Source organism: Pseudoalteromonas sp. G5_S1_54_S4 (genome assembly GCF_054968565.1).
In genome coordinates this window covers 1-17,168 of record NZ_JBQKUL010000064.1, presented here as the reverse complement: position 1 = coordinate 17,168, position 17,168 = coordinate 1, and the positions used below count along the sequence as shown (strand labels likewise).

The window sequence follows — 17,168 nt, the reverse complement described above, 5'->3', positions numbered from 1 at the left end:
GTTATTATCGACAGTTATAAGGTATTCTTTAATTTAAGAAAATTTTTCTTGCCATGCTATTGGTTTATGTGTTTTTATAAATGCGAAATTTATTAAACAAACAGCAGCTAAGCGTTAACATAATAACGAATAGCTAAACAGGATAAAAAATGCGCAACACTCTGACAGCAGTACATCACCACCATCATTCATCGGAATAACCTGTCAGGTCTTTCGCTGAGAGGTTGTTCCTAAAAGGAAACCTCTGGCGAATCAACATACCAAGATTCATTTTCGCCCTGAGGTTTCCCTCGGGGTTTTTAGTTTTTAAATTAAAGGAAAATGAGTAATGAATAATAGTAATCGTCTTCGTATCGCCATCCAAAAAGGCGGCCGCCTATCTAAAGATTGTCAAGATCTGCTTAAGCAACTGGGTGTAAAACTCAACCTTCGCGAGCAGCGCCTTATAGCACACTCAACCAACATGCCAATTGACGTTTTACGTGTACGCGATGACGATATCCCAGGTTTAGTTATGGACGGTGTATGTGACTTAGGTATTGTTGGCGAAAACGTTTTAGTTGAAGTACAAGCAGAAAGAGAGCGCCAAGGCGTTCCAAGCGAAGTAACTAAATTATCAAAATTAGATTTTGGTTACTGTCGTCTTGCACTTGCATGGCCACAAGAACTAGGTAAGCAAGACAAAAGCTGGTTTGAAGGCAAACGTATTGCAACCACCTACCCTGAAATTTTAAGCCAATATTTAAAACGCGAAGGCATCAACGCCAGCACTGTTATGCTCACAGGCTCTGTTGAAGTGGCGCCGCGTGCTGGTCTTGCTGATGCCATTTGTGATTTGGTCTCAACAGGTGCAACCCTTGAAGCCAATGGCTTAATGCAGGGTGATACGATTTTAGAGTCAAACGCCTGTTTGATTCAAAACACTCAATTGCAAGATGCTGACAAACTCGCGCTTATCAATAAATTGATGCCGCGTTTGCGTGGTGTTAAGCAAGCCAAAGAAAGCAAATACATCATGCTACACGCACCAAAAGACAAGCTGGATGAAATTTGTGAAATCCTGCCTGGTTCTGGTCAACCTACATTACTTGCACTAGCAGGATCTGACGAATATGTAGCATTGCACATGGTAAGTAGCGAAACGTTATTTTGGGAAACCATGGAGCAACTTAAAGCACTCGGCGCGAATTCTATTTTAGTTATGCCAATTGAAAAAATGATGGAGTAACAGCCATGCTTCGTTGGAATGAAGAATCATCACAGGTTCAAGCAGCGGCGCTGATGCGCCCTGCTGTATCAGCGAGTGAAAAAGTAGAAAGTATTTGCCAAACTATTTTGGCAAAAGTAAATGCACAAGGCGATGCTGCATTACTGGCGTTAGCAAAAGAGTTTGATAACCGAGCTGAGCCGCGTTTACGTGTTCCACTTGATGAAATTAATGCCGCTGAGAAAATGCTAAGCCCTGAGCTTAAGTATGCAATTGACACCGCTTATGCAAATGTAAAATGTTTTCACCAAGCGCAACTGCCTAAAGATATTAAGTTATCGACTCAACCAGGCGTTGAATGTGAACTGAAATATCAAGCCATCGAAGCGGTCGGTATTTATGTACCCGGTGGCAGTGCGCCATTGCCATCGTCAGTTATAATGCAAGGCGTATTGGCGCAGTTAAGCGGTGCAAAAACCGTGGTACTCACTACCCCCGTACAAGGCGATAAAGCAATAAATCCTGCTATTTTATATGCTGCTAAATTATGTGGTATCACCACTATTATTGAAAGCGGTGGTGCAGGCGCGATTGCTGCAATGGCCTACGGCACAGAATCAGTACCTAAAGTGAATAAAATTTTTGGCCCAGGTAATAGCTTTGTGACTATGGCAAAGCAGTTAGTTGCACAAACAATTCCAGGAATGGCGATTGATATGCCAGCAGGTCCATCTGAAGTATTAGTGATAGCAGATGAACGAGCAAATCCAGAGTTTATTGCGGCCGATTTACTCTCACAAGCAGAGCATGGCGCCGACTCGCAAGTTATTTTATTGTGTAACAGCGAAACTATTATTAAACAAACGCAAGACGCGCTTACTCGTCAATTAGCTAACTTAAGCCGAAAAGACACCGCTGAACAAGCGTTGGCCAATTCGTCACTTATTTTAGTGGATTCAATAGCGCAAGCATTTGATGTATCAGCGCAATATGGGCCAGAGCACTTAATTTTACAGCTGGCAGATGCAACCCCGTACCTTGATTCGGTTAAAAATGCAGGTTCAGTATTTGTTGGCGACTACACACCAGAATCGGCTGGCGATTATGCATCGGGTACTAACCACGTATTACCTACTTACGGTTATAGCGCGACATACTCAAGCTTAAACTTGCTTGATTTTTTCCGCACATACACAGTACAAACTATTAGTAAAAGTGGCTTAACAGAGCTTTCAAAAGCTATTTTACCACTGGCAGACGCAGAAGGCCTTGATGCCCATGCTAATGCGGTTTCAATTCGTTTAGAGGCAATAAACAATGAGCAATGAGAGCGCCCAAGCAACCAGCTTATTACCCGATAATATTAAAGCGCTTGCTGCTTACAGCTCGGCTAAAAGTGAAAAGTTAACAGGCACAACGTGGCTCAATGCCAACGAAAGCCCATATGCTAAAAACCTTGAGCTGAGTATTGAAGATTTAAATCGCTACCCCGACCCTCAGCCACAATTGGTTATTGATCGCTATGCAGCTTATACCGAGCTTAAAAGCGACAATGTCCTTATGACGCGAGGTGCAGACGAAGGCATTGAGCTTTTAGTACGCACGTATTGCCAGCCAGCTAAAGATAGTATTGCGCTGTTTTTGCCTACCTACGGTATGTATAAAGTCACTGCTGATACGCACAATGTGGCTATTAACGCGCTTACTCAAGAGTTATTATTAACAGCCAATGTTGATGATATTGTCACTGCGGTCGGTAGCTCAAAACTGGTGTTTATTTGTAATCCAAATAACCCAACAGGTAGTTTAACGCCGCTAGATAAAGTAAAAACCATTGCCACTGCGCTTGCAGGTAAAGCATTGGTGATTGTTGATGAAGCCTATATTGAGTTTTGCCCAGAGCAAAGTGCAACACAACTTATAAACGAGTTTAGTAATATTGTAGTGCTACGTACACTGTCAAAAGCGTTTGCGTTGGCAGGCCTGCGAACCGGGTTTACCCTCGCTCAAGCCAGTGTACTTGCGCCCATTCGTAAAGTCATTGCACCGTATCCGGTCTCGAGCGTGGTAGCGAGTATTGCAGCGCAAGCCATTGCCCCTGATGCCATTACCTCTATGCGTCGCCAGGTGAGCATTTTAAACAGCTTAAAATTAAAGCTAATAGAGTGGTTAAACGCCTCCCCTGCTGTATTAAAAATTCTCACTGGTGAAGGCAACTTTGTTACCTTAAAATTGGCCGATAAAAACAGCTTTAAAGTTGCCCTTGAACAAGGCTTAGTCATGCGAGCATTTACCTTATACGGTGAAGACGACTGGCTACGCATTTCAATTGGTAGCGAACAAGAATTAGAACAAGTAAAAATTTGGCTCGATGGTTTAACCACCCCAACAGCCCTATCACAACAGGAAGTATCATGAGTAATCCCTATTTATTTATAGACCGTGACGGCACCATTATTGAAGAGCCAATCACCGACAAACAGGTAGATAGCCTTGAAAAGTTGGCTTTTTTACCTGGTGTTATTCCGGCATTATTACAACTACAAGCCGCTGGTTATAGCCTAGTTATGGTATCTAATCAAGATGGTTTAGGCACTGACAGTTTCCCTACTGCGGATTTTGACATAGCCCAAGACAAAATGATGGACATACTCAACAGCCAAGGGATTAACTTTGAAGATGTACTCATTTGCCCACACTTTGATGAACAAAACTGCGATTGCCGTAAGCCAAAAACAGGCTTACTGACCGAGCTTATGCGCTCTGGCAACGTAGATTTAGCGCGCTCTTTTGTAATTGGCGACCGCCAAACAGATATTGGTCTTGCGCAAAACTTATGTTGTGAAGGTATTTTATACGATGGTAGCTGGCCTGCTATTGTTACTAAGCTTACAACGGCAAACCGTGAAGGCCGTGTTACACGCAATACCAAAGAAACACAAATTGATGTAGCGGTTAATCTTGATCAAACTAAAAACGGTAGCATAGACACCGGCCTTGGCTTTTTTGATCACATGCTGGATCAAATACGCACCCACGCAAACATTGGCTTAAACATTAAAGCCAAAGGCGATTTACACATAGACGAGCATCACCTTGTTGAAGACATTGGTATTGCCTTAGGGGTTGCTCTTAAACAAGCACTTGGCACAAAATCTCAAATTGCGCGTTATGGTTTTGCATTGCCTATGGATGAATGTAAAGCCGAAGCGCAAATTGACTTATCTGGACGTGCTTCGTTTGTGTTAAACGCAAACTTTAGCCGCGAAAAAGCCGGTGATTTAGACGTACAAATGGTAGAGCATTTTTTCAAAAGCTTAAGTGATAACGCTGCAATTAGCCTTATTTTGTCGGTAAGTGACGGTAACTGTCATCACCAAGTAGAGGGCTTATTTAAAGCATTTTCTCGTGCTCTGCGTATGGCAATTGCACAAGATACTAGTCAACAAACAGCCAGCTCTAAGGGGTGTTTATGATAGCGATAATTAATACCGGTTGTGCCAATATCAACTCGGTACGCTTTGCATTTGAGCGTTTAGGTAAAACCCCTACGGTTATTACCTCGCCAGAACAATTAGCGGGCTATGAGCGCGCTATTTTGCCTGGTGTTGGCCATGCATCTGTGGCTATGAAGCGCCTAGTCGATAATGGTTGGCAGCAAGCGATTAACGAATATCAGCGCCCGCTAATGGGAATTTGCTTGGGGATGCAACTGCTGTGCGAAAGCACCGAAGAAGGTAACGTGCAATGCTTAGGTAAAATACCAGGCCAAGTAAAAGCACTGGATGTAGGTAGTTTAACGTCACCGCATATGGGGTGGAATAATTTATCTATCCAACAAGCGCACCCACTAACCAAAGGGCTGCATAAAGACGATCAGGTTTATTATGTGCACAGCTTTGCGCACACCGTTAACGATGCCACTTTAGTCAGTAGTGAATACGGGCAAACTTTTTCAGCCATTGTCGCTAAAGATAATTATGCCGGTATGCAATTTCACCCAGAGCGAAGTGCTAAAGTAGGCACCCGTTTATTACAAAACTTTCTAGATTGGCAGTTATAAGCGACTGTTAATAAATAATAAAAGAGATACACAGTGATTATTCCAGCATTAGACGTATTACAAAATCAAATTGTACGTTTGTATCAAGGTAAATATGATACCGCACAGTTTTACCCCTTTGAACTTGGCGCTCGCCTAAAAGAATACGCTGACAGCGGCGCGGGTAAACTGCACCTAGTTGATTTAGAAGGCGCACGCGATCCAAGTAAAAAGCAGTGGCAACATATTCAAGCAGCCACAAAAGCACTGGATGTGCCCTATCAAGTGGGTGGGGGTATTCGTTCAGAGCAAGATGTGAGCGATTGGCTAAAGGCCGGTGCAAACCAAGTGGTTATTGGTTCTATGGCAGTCGAAAAGCGTGAACAGGTTAAAGCTTGGATTGAACAATTTGGCGCTGAGCACTTTGTGATTGCCCTTGATGTTAATAAAACAGAGTCCGGCTGGGCGCCAGCAACCCATGGTTGGTTAAATGAATCTGAGTTTGGGCTATTTGAACTTATTGATTTTTATGTAGAGCTGGGCATTATTGATTTTTTATGTACGGACATCAGTAAGGACGGCACCATGACCGGCCCCTCTTTTGCGCTTTATGAAGATTTAATTAATCATAATGCAGATATTAAAGTACAAGCGTCGGGTGGGGTAAGTTCGTTGGATGATATTAAAAAGCTAAATGAACTTGGTGTTGGCGGCGTAATTTTAGGTAAGTCTTTATTAGATGGTGCCTTTAGCGTAGAAGACGCGCTTAAATTAAGCTAAAAATATAGATCTAAAAAAGGCACATGTGCGAGCGCATCTATGCCTTTTTTGTATAAAACTATCAGTTTATTTATGCTTACCAGGTAACATAGAGCCTAATACGCCATCTTGCTTTATTAAACCATGATAAAGCGCAGCGCTTACATGCATAAAAATAAACAATAAAAATGCATAAGCAATTAAACCATGTGCTTCACGGAAAAAAGCATACGTTTCAATATCTTTACTAACTAAGCCAGGCAAAGTAAATAAACCAAAAAAGCTCACATGACGGCCATCAGCGCTTTGCATTAACCAACCAGAAATCGGCATTAAAATCATAGATGCATATAAACCAACTTGGGTTAAATGCGCGGCTAATGCTTGAGCCTTAGGCACACTCGGTGGTAATGCAGGACTGGTGGTAACGACTTTATTGATTAATCTAATAGCAACTAACACCAACGCTAAAATACCAAATGACTTATGCAGCGCAATGGCCTCTACTTGCCAAACCGCTAAACTTTGTACCATCGACAAACCAAGAAATAACATAGAAAGTATGATTAACGCCATCGCCCAGTGAATAAGCATACTCGACGCCGAGTATTTATTAATTGTTTTCATTCGATATTTCCTGTTATTAATTATTTAAAAGTACTTCTTTAGCACGACGACGAAATGACTCAGCATAAGCCGCGCCACGGGCACGTAATATAGGATCGGCGCTTGGCTCTATCCCTGTAGGAAGTACCAAGGGATCAAAGTTCATATCAGCACACACGCCTCCTTCTTGCGCCTGAAGGCTTGAGATAACTAATGTGCCTGCGTTAATTGTTTTGCGTGATTGTGGCCATAAAACAGTTGGGTTGTTTTCATCATCCTCTTCAGTTGCAAAGCTAAACAGCATGTCGAATTTAACGGGGGCTTGAGCAACTTGATCTTTAAGTTGTAGCTGCAATGCATCAGCTGAATCATTATTAAGTGGTTGAATGTTTTCATCGCTTAATTGTGGTTTAGCTATCCAACGAACTGCGTGCTTTTCATTATTTTCATCAACCAAATAAAAGGCATTAATACTGTGGTATTGCTCAGTGGCAAAACTGCTGGTTGGTTGGTAGCTGGCTTTCCAGTTATTAAATGCGGCACTTTCAGGGTGCGCGGCAAAAAAGGCTTTAATTTTTTCAGGACTGCGTTTTTTAGTTACCGGATCAGGGGATAGCGCTTGTAACTGTTTAAAGAACGCTTCTGGCGTCGCAACAGCCATAACTGGAGGCGTGTTCATTGCTACGCGCCATTCTTGGTTATCATTGGTAGTTATAGAAAACGCTAAACTACGCACCGGTGCTTTTAAATCAGGTGCGGTTGGATTATTGCCCGCAATAGAAAAACGGCCAACAAAAGTAGTGGCGCCTAAATCAAATACCTTGGCTTGCGAATATTTAGCAAGCTCACCGGTAGACTCAAACGACCCCGCTAAACAAATACCTTTTGCATGGGCTCGACGAAAACCCGCATGGGCTTGCTCACCTTGTTGTAAATTAACAAAACGCTGCGCAGTAACCGCATCGCTGTTAAAAGCGCCGGTAAAATATAAAATCGTCAGTGCAAATAAAGTGATTATTGCAATTAAGGTGATTTTTTTACTCATGGTAGGATTAGACCTCGTATGATTATGTTTGGAATTTTTCATAGTTTTAATTACGTCTTTAAATTAATGGCTAACCATTACTGAGATATGCTTTAGATCGGATAGCTTTTATTTAGTTATACCGACACGACACTCACAAGACCGACCCCAAGCAATTAATATTTCAATTTAATTAATAAAAACCGCACTTTAAGTATTTTAAATTCCAAAAATATAATCTTTATGAGCTGCGCTTTAAAAAAGCCGATTGTTAATTATACTAATGTTGATACAACGCAAGCATTGGGGTGCTGATTTATTACGTTCTACAAAATCACACAAATTAAAACAAAACCGTACAGCAATAATAAACTGTTGAAATTAAAATATTATTTATTACTCACTCGTTATCTACTGCTTTTTTCAAGTAGTAAGTAGTTATAGCTTAATAAACAGCATTACAGGTAAATTCGAAAATAAACACATTTACGCATTTTATAATTTTGAACCACACAAAAATGCCAACGATTAACACCGCACTTTTTATTTAAGGTAAGCAAGATGATCAATAAACCATGTTTTACTAAATTTAATTTTATTAGTATTGCGCTACTGTTGTTAGCCGGTTGTTCAGATAGCGAAGTCAGCACTCAAAAGCAAAACAAGCCACGCCCTGTTAAGTTAATAACCATTGATGATGGCTCTCAATCAAAAACACTCACCTATCCTGCCACTATAGATACAATAAACAGTTCAAAACTGGCCTTTCAGGTCAGTGGTAAACTTGAAAAGCTCAACGTTATTGCTGCGCAAAATGTAAAAAAAGGAGACGTAATAGCCGCATTAGAGCAACGAAACTTTGTTAATGAGGTTAAGTCGAGCAAAATACAGTTTGAAACGGCCAACAATGATTATCAACGTGGTTTAAAGCTTGCAAAAGACGGTGTTATTTCACAGCGAGATATAGAGCAACTAAAATCTAAAAAAGAAGTGGCCGAATCACAGTATGACTCAGCGCAAAAGGCATTATCTGACAGTAAAATCATAGCGCCTTACGATGCCATTGTTGCAGAAGTTCCGGTAAAGCAGCTTGAAAACATCAGTGCTGGGCAACATGTAGTTACCCTATTTGGTAAAGGTGAAATGGAAGCGGTTGTAAATATTCCCGCGTCTATTGTGGCTACGGTAGATTCTAAACAAAACAATGTAGCCTCAGTAATTTTACAAGATGTATCGGCTGCGCCTATCCCTGCCACATTTAGACGTGCGAATTTAGAAGCCGACTCAGCCAGTCAAACCTATGAAGTACGCTTTTCGTTTGCTGTACCCAATAACCTTAATATATTACCTGGCATGAATGCCAGCCTAAAAATAGAACGTAAAACAAGTTCAAACGCAACACGACTGGCTGTCCCTACCTTTGCTATTTTTGAAGAAAACGGCCAGCATTTCGTATGGACTGTTGACCAAAAAACAATGCAAGTATCAAAAACACTCGTTGCTATTGAGCAAGGTATTGGCGAACAACTGATTATTACTGAGGGCTTAAAAGCAGGTGATGTGATTGTAGGTGCAGGTGCAAACTATGTGACTGAGGGTATGAAAGTACGTCCTTGGACTAAAGCATAGGAGCGCAGTCATGGGTTTAGCAAAGTGGACAATAAATAATAAATTAATTAGCACCATACTCATTATTTTAACTCTAGGGTTTGGTTTTTCATCCTATAAAAACATGGCGCGGTTTGAAGATCCCGAATTTATAATTCGCACCGCGCAAGTATTTGTTTCATATTCAGGTGCAAGCCCGCTAGAAGTAGCAAAAGAGGTCACTGAGCCGCTAGAGCGTGCTATTCAAGAACTACAAGAGGTTGATACTATATCATCCACCTCATCTACGGGTTTATCTGAAATTAAAGTAGAGATTAAATCAGAATTTTCTCCGACTAAGTCTGAGTTGCAAGTTATTTGGACAAAGCTCAGAAACAAAATAAATGATACACGTCCAACATTGCCTCCAGGTACCGGAACTCCACAGGTTTATGACGATTTTGGTGATGTGTATGGCTTAAGTTATTTAATTACTGCCGAAGGTTACTCCCCCGATGAACTGCATGCCTATGCTAAAACGCTACAAAGTGACATTTTACAAGTAGACGGTGTAGCGAAAGTTGCCATGACGGGCGTACAACAAGAGGGGATATTTGTAGAAATTGCTCGAGAAGAGTTAGCCTCTTTAGGTGTATCTATCAATAACATTTACGGTATTTTGGATGAACAAAACGCCGTATTGAGTGCAGGAAATACCCAAATTGGCGATCAACGTATTTTTATTGATCCCACCGGCGAATTAAACTCCGTTGATACCATTAAAAACCTACTGGTAAGTGCCAGCGCTAAAGGTAAAACAATTTACCTAAAAGATATTGCCAATGTATACCGCGGTTTTCAAAGCCCAGCAACCAAGTTAGTGCGCTACAACTCTAAGCCTGCCATATCACTGGGGGTTGCCAGTGTATTAGGCGCTAATGTGGTAAAAGTGTTTGACCGCGTTGATGATAAAGTAAAACAAACTGAAAACCTCAGACCGCTTGGCATCAGCGTGCATGAGTTTTACCACCAAGGAAAAGTGGTACAAGACTCAGTCGATAACTTTGTGGTTAATGTATTAGTCGCGCTGGTGATTGTCATGGTCACGCTACTGCTATTTATGGGGTTGCGCTCTGGGATTATTATTGGTGCCGTGTTACTGCTAACTATTTTTGCGACCCTTGCTACCATGGACTTTAGCGGTATACCCATGCACCGTATTTCCTTAGGTGCGCTTATTATTGCCCTCGGTATGATGGTTGATAATGCGATTGTGGTGACCGAAGGGATTTTAGTTGGTACACAAAAAGGCCGTAAAAAGTTAGAAATTGCTAGCGAAGTCGTCAAGCAAACTAAATGGCCACTACTGGGGGGTACTTTGGTAGGCATTGTTGCGTTTGCGCCTATTGGTCTTGCTCCAGGTGATACCGCTGAATTTACCGGTCATTTATTTTGGGTTATTTTAATCTCCTTATTATACAGCTGGTTATTTGCCATTACCCTAACTCCCCTGTTTTGTTATTGCTTGTTTAAAGAACAAGATGGCGATACCTCCGGTTCAGCAAAACCTAATAAGCTCATGGCACTGTATCAATCGGTTGTAGTGTCGGCACTGCATCATCGCTGGTTAACGGTTACTGTTGTGGTTGCCATGTTTAGTGTGTCTATGTGGGGTTTTCAATTTGTAAAATCAGGGTTTTTTCCAGCTTCCACCACGCCGCAAATGGTGGTTGATTTTTGGTTACCACAAGGCACCGATATTGAAAAAACCAAAAAAGACATGCTCAAACTTGAAGCGTTTGTAAAACAACAAAACGGCGTTGAAGGCATACAAACGCTTATTGGCGGTGGCGGATTACGTTACATGCTTATTTATGGCAGCGAATCACCCAACAGTTCTTACGGGCAAATTTTAGCTAAAGTCGATGACTATAAAAAACTAGATCAACTCTTACCTAGGGTACAAAACTACATCGATAATAACTTTGTGGATGCGCAAGGCAAAGTATGGCGCTTTGTAATGGGCCCAGGTGGTGGCTCTAAAATAGAAGCCACATTTAAAGGCCCCGATCCGAGTGTATTAAGAGAGCTGGCAGCTAAAGCAAAAGCCGTATTAATTGAAGATGGCGGTGCGCTGTCAATTAAAGACACCTGGCGACAACGCATTAGTGTTATTGAGCCACAGTACTCATCCATTAATGCACAGCGCGCGGGTGTAACGCGCAAAGCGGTTGCCGAAGCACTGCAACAAAACTTTTCAGGGCAAGTGGTTGGGCAGTATCGTGAAGGCGAAGAGCTCATTCCTATTATTGTCAGAGCGCCACAAAAAGAACGCGTAGACATAAACGACATTGGTAACATTCAAGTGCAAAGCAATATCACCGGTGAAACACTGCCTCTTGCTCAAGTCACCAATGGCTTTAAAACCGTATGGCGCGACGGCATATTAAAACGTGAAGACCGTGAATGGACCATAAAAGCCCAAGCCGATCCACTGCCAGGTGAGCTTGCTTCTGAGTTATTTAATAGAGTAAAACCTAAAATAGAAGCCATTGAACTACCACAAGGCTACCGCCTAGAATGGGATGGCGAATATGGTCAATCGAAAGAGTCTAACGAAATGCTGGCCTCAACTATTCCACTGGGTTTTTTAGCCATGGTACTCATTGTTATTGTGTTATTTAACGCATTAAAACAACCTATTATTATTTGGCTTGTGGTGCCATTAGCCTTAATTGGTGTTGTTTTTGGGCTGGTTACTACACAAATCCCATTAGAGTTTATGGGTATATTAGGATTACTGTCGCTCTCTGGTTTATTGATTAAAAATGCCATTGTATTAGTGGATCAGATGGATATGGAAATTCGCCAAGGAAAACCTGCTTATAATGCCATTATCGATTCGGCAAATAGTCGGGTAAGACCAGTAATGATGGGCACACTCACCACTGTACTAGGGGTTATTCCACTGTATTTTGATGCGTTTTTCCAATCGATGTCAGTGGTACTGGTGTTTGGGTTACTGTTTGCCACCCTACTGACTTTAATTGTGATCCCCGTACTCTACGCGATATTTATGAACGTTAAACAAGGCGAACAAACAACTAATTAATACTAACGAAAAATTGGCCATGCTTAGTAAAAAGTCATGGCCAATTATTAAATCGCGACTATGCAATTTATAAAAAATTCCAGCCAACATTACAGACTTTTCAAGCACTTTACGAGGCTAAAAATTCCGGTCGAAACTGCTATCGGTTTTCTAAAGAAACACGCTAATTTTTAGTATTTTATGAATTTAGTATACGGTTTCAAGATTGCGCGTTTTTCCAGAATGAATTATCACTTTTAGTTCTAGCTTTTACCATTAACATAGCGCAAGTTTTATTATATAGTGGAGTCAAGAATTCATTGCATAGTAATGCATTTAGATTCATTCATTAAATTAACTATTCATTTTTATTAAAAATATAACATATCAAGTGCAGTCTATGTGTTTTCTAATGAGTTATACCAATAACAAACGTAATAATAACCATATTACAATCCAGAATTTTAAAAACGAGGTAAGCGCATGTTATCAAAACGCATAATTCCTTGTTTAGACGTAAAAGACGGCCAAGTCGTTAAAGGCGTTAAATTTAAGGGCCATGAGGTAGTCGGCGATGTTTTAACACTTGCTAAAGCGTACAGTGAAGCCGGTGCCGACGAACTGGTATTTTACGAGATCAGTGCAAGCGTTGAAAAACGATTACTCGATGCAAATTGGGTAGAAAATATTGCCCGCCATATCGATATTCCATTTTGTGTAGCGGGTGGCATTAAGTCGGTAGCCGATGCAGCGCGCGTGCTTGAACGCGGCGCTGACAAAATCAGTATTAATAGCCCTGCCATTGCCCGTCCTGAGCTTATAAAAGAGTTACACGATGAATTTGGCAAACAGTGTGTGGTTGTCGGTATTGATAGCTTTTTTGATGAAACGACCGGTGAATACTTAGTGTATCAGCTTACAGGCGATCCTAATGCCTCAAGCCGTACTCGTTATAAAACCCAAGAGTGGGTTCAGCGGGTGCAAGACTTAGGCGCTGGCGAAATTGTTTTAAACTGTATGAACCAAGATGGCGTTCGTAATGGTTACGACAATGAGCAGCTGAGCAAAATACGCGAGCTATGCGACATTCCTTTAATCGCCTCAGGGGGCGCAGGCACAATGCAAGATTTTGTTGATGTATTTAAACAAAGCAAAGTAGATGGTGCACTCGCAGCCAGTGTTTTTCATAAAAACGTGATTAACATTGGCGAACTAAAACAATTTTTAATAGATAACCAAGTGGCAGCCAGATTATGCTAGTAACGCAAGAAAACCTAACTCAAGTTGATTTCGCTAAAAGCGAGATGATCCCTGCCATTGTTCAAGATGCACGCTCTGGCGTTATTTTAATGCAAGGTTTTATGAATAGCGAAGCGCTTGCTGTTACGCTTGAAAGTAATAAGGTGACTTTTTATTCGCGTTCTAAATCGCGTTTATGGACAAAAGGCGAGTCATCAGAAAACTACTTAAACGTGGTCTCTGTGCATACAGATTGCGACTACGATTCAATTTTAGTATTGGCAAACCCAGAAGGGCCAACGTGCCATTTAGGCACGCAAAGCTGTTTTGGCGATGCTGCAAAACCAAGCTTAAGCTTTTTAGCGCAACTTGAAGATGTGATTGTTGCACGTAAAAACGACGATCCAGCTAAAAGCTACACCGCGTCTTTATTTGCTGAAGACTTAAGCCGCAGCTGCCAAAAAGTAGGTGAAGAAGGCGTTGAAGTGGCGCTTGCGGCAATGAAACACGACAACAATGAGCTTACTAACGAATCGGCTGACTTGTTGTATCACTTAATTGTGTTACTACAGCGTCAAGGCTTAGAGCTCACCGATGCAGTTGCTTGCCTACAAGGGCGTCATAAGTAAAACCGCCTGTTACTGTGTGCGCCATTTTGTGGCGCACTCAGTATGTTAAAACCATAAATTCACTTTAAATTACACCTTGCGAATAGCATTTACTCCCTCCCTTAGGTATTCTTTAGTTAACGTCCAAGGAATAGCTATTACAAAAGGATAGCGCATTATGAAAACCTATATATCGCTGGTATTAACTGGCCTAATTTTATCTGGCTGTAGCAGTTTAACCACTGAGCAAAAAGCTAAACTAGATAACCTAACTCCCTGCGAAAAAATGGATGGGCTGATTGCCGCCTATGACAATCGCTTTGAAGCGTTAAAAGACACCAAAGTAAAAACACCTTATTTAGATGTGTGGAGCGCAAAGTACAACGTATTTGGCAATAACTGCCAAGTAACCAGCTTTAACAATCAAACCGTGACCTATCGCTGTCAAGAAAACTACAAAGACCAACAACAAGCCGTTGACATGCATAAACAAGCCGTTGAGCTCACTCGCCAATGTTTAACAAAAAATAGCAACTGGTTAGAAACACAAAAAGAGTCGGAAACCTCTCTGCGCACCACCTTTGTACTTGATGATAAATCGCCGGTTATTTCTGTTTATACCAGCAAAACCTTATCAAAAATTAAAACCTGGTCTACCTCGTTAGAAGTAGGAAAGCCCGTCGCCACTAAATAATTACGAGAGAATGTATGCGCCAAACACCCTGTAAACAATCCACTCATTTAAAAACAGACTGTATCGGTGAATGTTATAGAATGAATGGCTACTGTACTGGGTGCGGGCGCACAAGTGACGAAATATTCGACTGGATTATTTTAACCGATGAGCAAAAGCAAGAAATATTGGCCTCCCCTCGTGAAGACGCCAAAAAAGACTAGCTTAAATTTATAACCATTAAGGCGCATTACGTTGTGATGGGTCACGTTTAAAGTCTTTACTTAATTGCTTAGGGTCTAACGCTTCACGTTGTTTGCTAGCACCTTCTGCCCACCAAATTAATTGATTAAAGGTGCGCGAAAAATAGCTATCCCATGATGTTTGCTCTGCCGCATTATTTGCGTCACCACTTTCAATAAACACATCCTGCGCTTTTGGTACATGGATCATTGCTGATACTGGCAAACAACCCAGTTCACTTAAAAAGCTGCGCATGCCAACAGCAGCGCGCACGCCGCCCCACTGCCCTGCAGAATAGGTCACAATTGCGCTGGGTTTATAGCCAAATAAAGAACTACCAAAATGGTTTAGCAAATTAGCAAGTGCCGGACTCATCGAATGATTATATTCAGGGCTCACCATAACAAAGCCATCGCTGGCTTTAATTTTTGCTGCTAAATCATCAAGTTGTTTAGGTACCTCAGCCTGCGTATAGGCAAAGTGCGGTTTAAACACAGGGTCTAAATCATAATCGAGCGGATCAATAAGCTCTATTTCATGCTCAGAGTAATGCTCAAGCAAACAACGCTCACATGCTTTTGCTACCCTTTGCCCTAAACGAGCAGGCTTAGGTGGGCTACTTTTTCTAACCGAACCGAGAAAAATTAAAAATTTCATGTATCGACACTCCTTTTTGATTACAAAAATAAATACCTCAAAAAAGTTTGAGGTATTTACTGTACAATTTAGGCCTTATCAAGCGCTTGGCTTATATCGGCAATAATGTCGTCAATGTTTTCAATACCCACCGATAAACGAATTAAATCGCGGCTAACGCCCGCATTGGCCAGTTCTTCATCATTTAATTGGCGGTGAGTGGTAGATGCAGGATGACACGCCAGCGATTTAGCATCGCCGATATTTACCAAACGTAAAATCATATTAAGGGCATCAATAAAGCGCGTACCGGCTTCAAGGCCACCGGCAATACCAAAACTTAAAATACCTGACGCCTTACCATTAGTAATTTTTTGGCTCATTTCATTATATGGGCTTGATTTTAATCCCGCGTAATTAACCCACAGCACCTTAGGGTGGCTCTCTAGGTATTCAGCAATTTTTTGCGCGTTTTCGCAGTGGCGATCCATTCTTAGCCCTAACGTTTCAAGGCCAATTAAAATATCAGAGGCGTTTTTAGGCGCAAGCGCCGCACCGGTATTTCTAAGTGGGACAACACGGCAACGACCTATAAACGCCGCTTCAGCAAACGCATCGGTATACACTACATTATGGTACGACGGATCAGGCTCATTCATCATCGCAAAACGGGTTGCATTGGCTTTCCAGTCAAACTTGCCCGAATCAACAATCATGCCGCCAATCGCGGTTCCATGGCCGTTAATGTATTTAGTGAGTGAGTGCACCACAATATCGGCACCTAACTCAAATGGACGACACAGATACGGCGTAGCCACGGTGTTATCTACAATTAAAGGCACCCCTTTGCTGTGGGCAATTTTCGCAAGGCGAGCAATATCAACTATATTCCCAGCAGGGTTACCAATTGATTCGCAAAAAACTGCACGAGTGTTTTCATCAATGGCGTTTTCAAAACCGTCAAAATCATCGGCTTTAATCATTCGCGCCTCTATACCTTGGCGCGGCAAGCTGTGGGCAAATAAGTTATAAGTACCACCATACACTTGGCTGGTGCTTACAATATTAGTACCCACTTCACATAAACATTGAATCGCATAGGTAATCGCCGCCATACCCGAGGCCACAGCCAGCGCACCAATACCGCCTTCCATCGCGGCAATACGCTGCTCAAGCACCGCATTGGTTGGGTTCATTATGCGGGTATAAATATTACCAGGCACTTTTAAATCAAATAAATCAGCGCCATGCTGCGTATTATCAAAGGTGTACGAAGAGGTGTTATAAATCGGCACCGCCGCCGACTTAGTGGTGGCTTCAGATTCATAACCATGGTGCAACGCTAAAGACTCAAGTTTCATAATTTATTCCTTCAATATAGTTACATCTAACGTAGCATTTAATGGTTACAAAGTGCACATGAAATATACTAAAGAATGTTAAAGGAATTTGA

At 41.7% G+C, this 17,168-nt stretch carries 16 protein-coding genes; 12 read left to right on the top strand and 4 right to left on the bottom strand.

The features are described from left to right. Positions 1–328 precede the first annotated feature (328 nt). Genes hisG through ACTRWE_RS17490 form a run of 6 tightly spaced genes read left to right on the top strand, consistent with a single transcriptional unit; the run spans position 329 to position 6,029 of the window. Entirely contained in the window at positions 329–1,228 is a 900-nt protein-coding gene (hisG, locus tag ACTRWE_RS17515; protein WP_013463297.1) for an ATP phosphoribosyltransferase, read from the top strand. 5 nt (positions 1,229–1,233) lie between these two features. Then, positions 1,234–2,535: a histidinol dehydrogenase gene (gene hisD / locus ACTRWE_RS17510; protein WP_368485743.1), complete on the top strand. Its 1,302-nt coding sequence runs from the start codon at positions 1,234–1,236 to the stop codon at positions 2,533–2,535. After that, positions 2,525–3,625, top strand: coding sequence for a histidinol-phosphate transaminase (gene hisC, locus ACTRWE_RS17505; protein WP_462880407.1), 1,101 nt, complete (start codon positions 2,525–2,527; stop codon positions 3,623–3,625). The genes hisD and hisC overlap by 11 nt, the downstream gene beginning before the upstream one ends. Then, positions 3,622–4,683, top strand: a complete 1,062-nt coding sequence (gene hisB / locus ACTRWE_RS17500; protein WP_462880406.1) for a bifunctional histidinol-phosphatase/imidazoleglycerol-phosphate dehydratase HisB — start codon at positions 3,622–3,624, stop codon at positions 4,681–4,683. The genes hisC and hisB overlap by 4 nt, the downstream gene beginning before the upstream one ends. After that, positions 4,680–5,270, top strand: coding sequence for an imidazole glycerol phosphate synthase subunit HisH (gene hisH, locus ACTRWE_RS17495; RefSeq protein ID WP_013463293.1), 591 nt, complete (start codon positions 4,680–4,682; stop codon positions 5,268–5,270). The genes hisB and hisH overlap by 4 nt, the downstream gene beginning before the upstream one ends. 33 nt (positions 5,271–5,303) lie before the next feature. Beyond that, positions 5,304–6,029 (top strand): 1-(5-phosphoribosyl)-5-[(5-phosphoribosylamino)methylideneamino] imidazole-4-carboxamide isomerase, encoded by a 726-nt coding sequence (locus ACTRWE_RS17490; RefSeq protein WP_028834570.1) that lies wholly within the window; start codon positions 5,304–5,306, stop codon positions 6,027–6,029. A gap of 66 nt (positions 6,030–6,095) precedes the next feature. On the opposite strand, the gene ACTRWE_RS17485 is transcribed toward ACTRWE_RS17490, so the two are convergent. Both ACTRWE_RS17485 and ACTRWE_RS17480 read right to left on the bottom strand, forming a co-directional pair. Next, positions 6,096–6,635, bottom strand: coding sequence for a cytochrome b (locus ACTRWE_RS17485; protein WP_462880405.1), 540 nt, complete (start codon positions 6,633–6,635; stop codon positions 6,096–6,098). A gap of 16 nt (positions 6,636–6,651) precedes the next feature. Continuing rightward, positions 6,652–7,659, bottom strand: a complete 1,008-nt coding sequence (locus tag ACTRWE_RS17480; protein ID WP_462880404.1) for a catalase family peroxidase — start codon at positions 7,657–7,659, stop codon at positions 6,652–6,654. A gap of 540 nt (positions 7,660–8,199) precedes the next feature. Here ACTRWE_RS17480 and ACTRWE_RS17475 point away from each other — a divergent pair. From ACTRWE_RS17475 to ACTRWE_RS17450, 6 genes are all read left to right on the top strand, one after another. After that, complete coding sequence (locus ACTRWE_RS17475; protein WP_462880403.1) at positions 8,200–9,267, top strand: efflux RND transporter periplasmic adaptor subunit; 1,068 nt, start codon at positions 8,200–8,202, stop codon at positions 9,265–9,267. Between the two features lie 10 nt (positions 9,268–9,277). Further along, complete coding sequence (locus ACTRWE_RS17470; RefSeq protein ID WP_462880402.1) at positions 9,278–12,337, top strand: efflux RND transporter permease subunit; 3,060 nt, start codon at positions 9,278–9,280, stop codon at positions 12,335–12,337. A 462-nt stretch (positions 12,338–12,799) separates the two neighbouring features. Continuing rightward, positions 12,800–13,576, top strand: a complete 777-nt coding sequence (hisF, locus tag ACTRWE_RS17465) for an imidazole glycerol phosphate synthase subunit HisF (protein WP_462880401.1) — start codon at positions 12,800–12,802, stop codon at positions 13,574–13,576. Continuing rightward, entirely contained in the window at positions 13,570–14,184 is a 615-nt protein-coding gene (hisIE, locus tag ACTRWE_RS17460; protein WP_013463284.1) for a bifunctional phosphoribosyl-AMP cyclohydrolase/phosphoribosyl-ATP diphosphatase HisIE, read from the top strand. Before hisF ends, hisIE begins: the two co-directional genes overlap by 7 nt. A 157-nt stretch (positions 14,185–14,341) precedes the next feature. Beyond that, positions 14,342–14,857: a hypothetical protein gene (locus ACTRWE_RS17455; protein WP_462880400.1), complete on the top strand. Its 516-nt coding sequence runs from the start codon at positions 14,342–14,344 to the stop codon at positions 14,855–14,857. Between the two features lie 14 nt (positions 14,858–14,871). Continuing rightward, on the top strand, positions 14,872–15,060 hold the full coding sequence (locus ACTRWE_RS17450; RefSeq protein ID WP_462880399.1) for a DUF1289 domain-containing protein: 189 nt from the start codon (positions 14,872–14,874) through the stop codon (positions 15,058–15,060). A gap of 16 nt (positions 15,061–15,076) precedes the next feature. On the opposite strand, the gene ACTRWE_RS17445 is transcribed toward ACTRWE_RS17450, so the two are convergent. Together ACTRWE_RS17445 and ACTRWE_RS17440 are read right to left on the bottom strand one after the other, a co-directional pair. Then, positions 15,077–15,736 carry an NADPH-dependent FMN reductase gene (locus tag ACTRWE_RS17445; RefSeq protein ID WP_462880398.1) on the bottom strand — a complete coding sequence of 220 codons (660 nt, stop codon included), beginning with the start codon at positions 15,734–15,736 and terminating at the stop codon, positions 15,077–15,079. A 68-nt stretch (positions 15,737–15,804) separates the two neighbouring features. Beyond that, positions 15,805–17,076: an O-acetylhomoserine aminocarboxypropyltransferase/cysteine synthase family protein gene (locus ACTRWE_RS17440; RefSeq protein WP_427566377.1), complete on the bottom strand. Its 1,272-nt coding sequence runs from the start codon at positions 17,074–17,076 to the stop codon at positions 15,805–15,807. Positions 17,077–17,168 lie beyond the last annotated feature (92 nt).